The organism is Nostoc sp. FACHB-133 (assembly GCF_014698055.1).
In the GTDB taxonomy this organism is placed as follows: domain Bacteria; phylum Cyanobacteriota; class Cyanobacteriia; order Cyanobacteriales; family Nostocaceae; genus Nostoc.
In genome coordinates, this window is the sequence record NZ_JACJSH010000135.1 from 1 (window position 1) to 6099 (window position 6099).

Consider the following 6099-nt stretch of genomic DNA (forward strand, 5'->3'; position numbering starts at 1 on the left):
CTGGAGAGCCGTGTACCTGGAAACTCGTAAGCACGGTTCGGAGGGGGCTAGTTAGAAAAGGAGCCAAGGCTTGGAAACCTCGCTAGCTAGCTACCCACTTTCGACCGGATTTGCCACACCACCATCATGGATAATCTCATTGCCCCACAGGGTATAAAGAGAGGTATCTTTCGCTGCCTCAAGGCAGGAGTAAACCCGGAGTTCCCTGAACAAGGAACGCCGCAAGGGGGCGTGGTAAGTCCACTTCTAGCAAATATTGCTCTAAACGGAATCGAAAGTATACACAGATATAACGGCAAGAAAGGGCGGCGTATAACGCCAAACACCCCACAGCAGGATATCAGAGAACCAATAATCTGACTTTTCACGGGATGTGGAAAAGGGGAGTTGGTTCGCGAAAGATTTACGCGAACCAATACCAGAGAATTAACTTGTAATTTTAGATATTGTCGTGGTAGGTGTGTCAATGAGTGCAAATGAAAATCTTAGAGAAGAACCTGTATAGGGAGTGTAACTTTGGAGACAAACGTTTAACCCAAAGAGCAGCATTTATAGGTGAACTTTTATCGGTAAAATATGGTCAGCCTTTATCAAAAATATTTAAAACTGCTAGCGACCTAAAACGTGGTTACGAATTTTTCTCTAATCCAAAAACCAATTTTGAAAAGTTGACTCAACCTTACTTTAAACAAACAGCCCAAGAAATAAACGGCACTCCTGTAGTGCTAGCTGTAGGAGATACAACTTTTTTAGATTACAAAAAAATAGTAGATAAAAGAGAAGAATACGGCCCAATAGGTAATGGTGGAAATGGACTAATTTTACATAGTTGTTTAGCTTTAGAACCTGATTTTGGACAGCCCTTAGGGTTATTGTGGGAGAAGCTTTGGCATAGAGAGCATAAAGCACCACAGCCGAGTAATGAAACCCAAGAACTTAAAGAAGAGCGTCTAAAAAAAGAGCGAAAAGCTAAAAGAAATAAAGAATTTAAGGAGAAAGAATCTTATAGATGGGTTGAAGCTTTCTCAAATATAGAAAAACAGTTTTCTACTTTAGAAATTCCAGTAGGGGGATTATCGTCGAAGATAATTCATGTCTTTGACCGAGAAGGCGATATTGCAGAAGTCTTCGCTCAAATCAATCAAACTAAAAACGCAGGTGTATTATTCAGGGCGGCACACAACCGTTGTCTAGAAGGAGAGAATGGCCATTTATGGTCATACGTAACTTCCACTGCTCTCAAGTTTGTAAAAGACGTTGAACTAGCCGAAACTAAAAAGCGTAATGCCAGAACTGCCACCTTAGAAGTCAGATATTGTCCAGTATCAATTAGTCCGGCAGCACGTTTTAAAAATCAAAGCAGTTTCAATGTTTACGCAGTCTATGCAAAGGAAACTAATTGTCCAGAAAATTGTGAACCAGTAGAGTGGATGCTACTAACTACTGAGTTAGTTGATTCTGAACAATCAGCAACTCAAATTCTCCGTTGGTATACTTATCGCTGGCGGGTTGAAGAGTATCATAAAATTCTCAAATCGGGGTGCAAAGCCGAAAGCTATCGCTTGGCTGGTGAGAGTATGTCAACAATGTTGGGATTTTTAACTGTGATTGCCGCGCAGCTATTACGAATCACCTATTTGCACCGTAACTGCCCACATCTAAATGCGGCTACTGTGTTAACGAAAGTACAAATGGATGTCTTGCTCTCTTGTATTCCATATCAATTAAAAAAGGATATCCAATTGAATATTGACTGGGCGATTCGGGCAATCGCACGTCTGGGAGGATACTTAGAACATCGAAAAAACAGTGCCATCGGTATACAAGTTTTATGGAGAGGTTGGTTAGAGTTAGAAACCTTATGCCAAGGTTGGCTACTACACCAAAATCTTAAATAATGCGTGACAAACGGTAAATACCCACCTGATTCAATTAGAAAATAATTCGCGTGTAATATCCGCGAACCAAATCGGAGTGTGTTATATGCCAGAGTCGCAAAAGCTTTCTCCACAAGATGATTTAACAAAACGTATAGACGCAGTAGCCAAAACTAAAGCGCGTCTTGAACAAGAAATTCATTCAATACTCGCCCAGGGTAAAGTTGCTCCTGCTTCGTGTTGGATTGTTCGCTATCAAGCCAAGGGGCGGACTGACAATTATTGGTATTACAAACTACAGGCATCTTCACCAATATTTCCCACAAAGACTGATGGTAAATTATCTCGATATCAGCATTTAGGTAAAGCTGGTAGTCAAGCTTACATAGATGCGCTGGAACAAATTACCCGTCGTGCCAAAATTGAAGCTTTAGATCGATCCATTGAGTCCCTAAACCTTGGATTGAAAGATTTAATCGAAGAAAATTCTAAATATCGCCAACCATAAAAGTTAGTTCGCGGAGGATTTACGCGAACCTCGCCTCCTTTTCCACATCCCGTGAAAAGTCAGAACCAATAATCCGCTATGCAGATGACATGGTTGTAATACTCAGACCAGAAGATGATGCAATAGAGATACTTAGGAAAATAAGCCTATTCCTTGCAGAAAGAGGAATGAAGATCAGTGAAAAGAAAACCAAGATTACCGCTGCGACAGATGGGTTTGATTTCCTAGGCTGGCACTTCAAAGTGCAAAGCAACGGAAAATGTAAAATTGCCCCTTCAGTGGAAAATTTTAAAACATTCCGTAAGAAAGTAAAAGCCATCGTCAACTGCTCCAACTATGGTTCTAGGGAGAAAGCAGAAAAACTAGCTCCCATAGTCAGAGGATGGAGAAAATACCATAGATTCTGCAACATGAGAGGGGCGCGTAACTCGCTCTGGTACATGGATCACAGAACCTTTAAAGTATTTAATAAGGAAACAAAGAATGACAAACATACTAGTAAAGAACTAGTTAAAAAGGCATTCCCCGCAGTTCCTTATTCCGAAAAATCATTCATCAATGTTAAAGGCGAAAAATCGCCCTTTGATGGAGATACATTGTATTGGAGCGAACGAAACAGTAAGCTCTACGATGGTCACACCTCTAAAGCTCTCAAAAAGCAAAGCCATAAATGTGCATCCTGTGGTTTGAAATTCATCGGTGAAGAACGGGTTCACCTGCATCACATCGACGGAAATCATAACAACTGGAAACCAAATAATCTTGAAGCATTACACGAGTCATGCCACGATTATCGGCACATGAGCAAAACCGAAAGGTAAGAACATCGGGAGCCGTGTGCAGCGAAAGTTGCACGCACGGATCTAACAGAGAGGGACGGGGAATAATATCCCCTCTCGACTCTACCAATCGTCAGCACGGAGGATTGTGGTACACACTCAATGGTGAACCGAGTGATGTCCCTCAAACTGCCTTAACTGGATATCTTAAAGAACTACGGTTTGAGAATACAGAACGCCGCAAAAAAGAAACCTGCAAGTTACTGATAACTATGCAAGCAGACCGGACGTATATCTTAGAATCCGGTTATGATACTCATTTTTCAAAGTGCATACTTGCGGCAATCGCAACTTTGACCCCACAACAATTATATTCTCCCATCACACTACAGCCGCACCCTGGGACGACAGATGAAAACGTGTTGTTCTGTCGGATATGGGTAGAGTCGGAATTAATCAAAGCATCTTATGGTGAAGAAACCGACTGGCGCGAAATCAGTAAACAAGCAATTGCTGTAACCAAAGCTGCGGCAGAAATGGTGTTCTAACTTGTTGTAAACAGGGCTTGAGAGACTGTAGTTATAAGTTACTCAAGCTTTGTCTACAGCTAATAAAGAAGGGGAAGGGGAAAAGGTAAAGGGGTAAAGGTAAAAACCTTGCTTTTCTAAGGATGATTTAATTCATGAATCCCTTTCCCTTTTCCCTTTAACCTTTCCCCCTCTTTTTGTTGTTCAACTATTCACAAACAATCACAGATGACTATTACAATCGTTCACCCTAGTATCGAAAACTTACAGCAGTTTTCTGACTCGTTCGACATTGAGAAATTATTGCAATCTGAAGGAATTCTGCCGTGGCTTCTAGCAAATGGTTGGAATTACGGCGATGAATCTTGTTTGATTGCAAATATTATCGATGAGTCAATAAGTCTTGATGAAGTTTGGGACTCGAAAGAGTTTGATTTTAATGCTCTGCCTGATGAATCAAAGGAAAAATTGAATCAGATTATCCGTGAAAAACTCTCCAGTCAAACTGATTAAATCTGACTGTAGAGAAAAATCGATTCCACAAAAGATTATCACACACTCTACTTCAATACTAATCAGATGGAAACAAATTTGATTAAAGTTTATGACGCGACACTGTTAAGTTCATCGAAAGTTTACCAAATCGACGGTACGCTTTCACGATACTTGGGTGATGAAGGTACTATACAACATCCACAGTATTTATTTGTACCTCTGCCAAATCAAAGGAAAAAAACCAGCTTTCGGCTAAACCGAAACAAACTCATGACTCGCTGTTATGAAGTCGAAGGTATGGTTTATGAAAAACCTGCGGTACAGGATAATTCACAGCAACTTCAGCTATTTTGAGCCATGTCCATACATAAACCACCAGTCATCAAAAGACATATTCGGCTACAAAAAAGCTCTACAAAAGTAATCTATAGAGCTACTACAGACATTCGCTCTCTTGAGAAATCACCACAAAGAAAGCTTCGCTTAATCGAAAGTGAAAAATAATGATTGAGGTCAACAATGATGGTACAAGCAATCGACAACCCTATCGCTGCGAATTTCCTGACTGATGCAGTAGTCGAGCGCCACAATTTCTCACAGTTAAATAAAACCCGTATTCGCTTCCGTATTCAGTTGAAAAAAAGTACAAAATCGGCTGCTCCTAAATGGGCAGATGTACTAGTGCGATTCGTTGTTTAGTGAATCACGGTAATCAGTCCGTACATAACTAAACCAGCCCGACAGCAGATTACTGTCATTAAAGGTTGAACTCTCGGTCAGATGTAGGTGAAAGCCCTACCATTCAGACTCAGAATTGACTCCTCATCTGCCCACACCGAACAAGCTCGGTTCTTGTAGAGTGAAGCTGGGAACAGGGCGCAATCAGACGACCGTTGCGGGTTGACACTGGCGCTAACAGGGAGTTCCTATGATGAAACAGAGCCTAGAAAAGTGACTTATCTGCGGAAAAGGGCGCAACTCAAAATCCCTTATCTCACTGGAGTTCATTCCCGCCGTAGACTTTGGCACAGTAGCGGTAAGAGTCTGGGGAATCCAGTAGTCAAATTGGCTACATCTAACGGGACAATCAATCTCTCCGAGGGAACGAATAAAAACGATTTGTGAGTCTTGGGACAGTCGAACCCCAGGTAGGCTAGACGAGAAGCGGAATTCTCACAAGTCGGGTAGGACAGACCGTAATTGGTCTGAGGTGTTCAGAAAATACAAACTCTAGAAGAGAGAATGATTAGACACAGTTATAAAACTAGTGAATCTTGGAAAGCCCTACCGTGGAAGAAATTCCGCCGAAATCTTTTCCGCCTTCAAAAGCGCGTATTTAAAGCGGTTCAAGTTGGAGACAAGCGGAAAGCTCGGTCACTCCAAAAGCTTATTCTAAAATCAACCTCGGCTCGATTTCTTGCAATAAGACAAGTATCTCAGCTAAATGCTGGTAAAAAGACGGCTGGTATTGATGGGAAGAAATCCCTCTCATTTGAAGAACGCTTCAACCTTGAAGAACTATTGAAAATGAATAGCGGAAATTGGAAGCATCAAGGATTACGGGAAATCCCCATTCCCAAAAAGGACGGGACAACCAGAATGCTTAAGATACCAACAATTGCGGATAGGTCTTGGCAATGCCTAGCAAAATACGCACTCGAACCAGCACACGAAGCCACCTTCCATGCCAGGAGTTACGGGTTTAGAACCGGGCGCTCTGCCCATGATGCACAAAGATACATCTACAATAACCTACGCTCTTTCTGCAACGGAATAGAAAGACGAGTAATCGAACTCGATATCGAAAAGTGCGTGCGCCGTGACAGTTAACGCGGTATCCCCAATTAAATTGGGAGAGATTAAGAAGAACATCTCTAAGTCAACCAACTTACCTAGAGTCGAAAGACAAAAGG

General features: G+C 41.7%; 6 protein-coding genes and 3 pseudogenes. All 9 read left to right on the plus strand.

Annotated elements, in window-relative coordinates:
* Positions 1-99: 99 nt before the first annotated feature.
* Positions 100-357, plus strand: a pseudogene (locus tag H6G86_RS39345) (RNA-dependent DNA polymerase); the annotation flags it as partial.
* A 119-nt stretch (positions 358-476) separates the two neighbouring features.
* On the plus strand, positions 477-1898 hold the full coding sequence (locus tag H6G86_RS37510) for an IS4 family transposase (protein WP_190938629.1): 1422 nt from the start codon (positions 477-479) through the stop codon (positions 1896-1898).
* An 85-nt stretch (positions 1899-1983) separates the two neighbouring features.
* Entirely contained in the window at positions 1984-2385 is a 402-nt protein-coding gene (locus H6G86_RS37515; protein ID WP_190938630.1) for a hypothetical protein, read from the plus strand.
* 62 nt (positions 2386-2447) lie between these two features.
* Positions 2448-3206: pseudogene (locus tag H6G86_RS37520) on the plus strand (reverse transcriptase domain-containing protein); the annotation flags it as partial.
* A gap of 104 nt (positions 3207-3310) precedes the next feature.
* On the plus strand, positions 3311-3712 hold the full coding sequence (locus H6G86_RS37525; protein WP_242065179.1) for a hypothetical protein: 402 nt from the start codon (positions 3311-3313) through the stop codon (positions 3710-3712).
* A gap of 207 nt (positions 3713-3919) precedes the next feature.
* Positions 3920-4204, plus strand: coding sequence for a hypothetical protein (locus H6G86_RS37530; RefSeq protein WP_190938632.1), 285 nt, complete (start codon positions 3920-3922; stop codon positions 4202-4204).
* 66 nt (positions 4205-4270) lie between these two features.
* Entirely contained in the window at positions 4271-4540 is a 270-nt protein-coding gene (locus H6G86_RS37535) for a hypothetical protein (protein WP_190938633.1), read from the plus strand.
* A 165-nt stretch (positions 4541-4705) separates the two neighbouring features.
* A complete protein-coding gene (locus H6G86_RS37540) occupies positions 4706-4885 on the plus strand; it encodes a hypothetical protein (protein ID WP_190938635.1) in 180 nt (59 codons plus the stop codon).
* 543 nt (positions 4886-5428) lie between these two features.
* Positions 5429-6007, plus strand: a pseudogene (locus H6G86_RS37545) (reverse transcriptase N-terminal domain-containing protein); the annotation flags it as partial.
* Positions 6008-6099 lie beyond the last annotated feature (92 nt).

What these genes read in the sequence shown, in the direction of transcription:
- H6G86_RS37515 (WP_190938630.1), top strand. Translation starts at nt 1,984, where the DNA reads ATGCCAGAGTCGCAAAAGCTTTCTCCACAAGATGATTTAACAAAACGT.
- H6G86_RS37540 (WP_190938635.1), top strand. Translation starts at nt 4,706, where the DNA reads ATGATGGTACAAGCAATCGACAACCCTATCGCTGCGAATTTCCTGACT.
- H6G86_RS37530 (WP_190938632.1), top strand. Translation starts at nt 3,920, where the DNA reads ATGACTATTACAATCGTTCACCCTAGTATCGAAAACTTACAGCAGTTT.
- H6G86_RS37535 (WP_190938633.1), top strand. Translation starts at nt 4,271, where the DNA reads ATGGAAACAAATTTGATTAAAGTTTATGACGCGACACTGTTAAGTTCA.
- H6G86_RS37510 (WP_190938629.1), top strand. Translation starts at nt 477, where the DNA reads ATGAAAATCTTAGAGAAGAACCTGTATAGGGAGTGTAACTTTGGAGAC.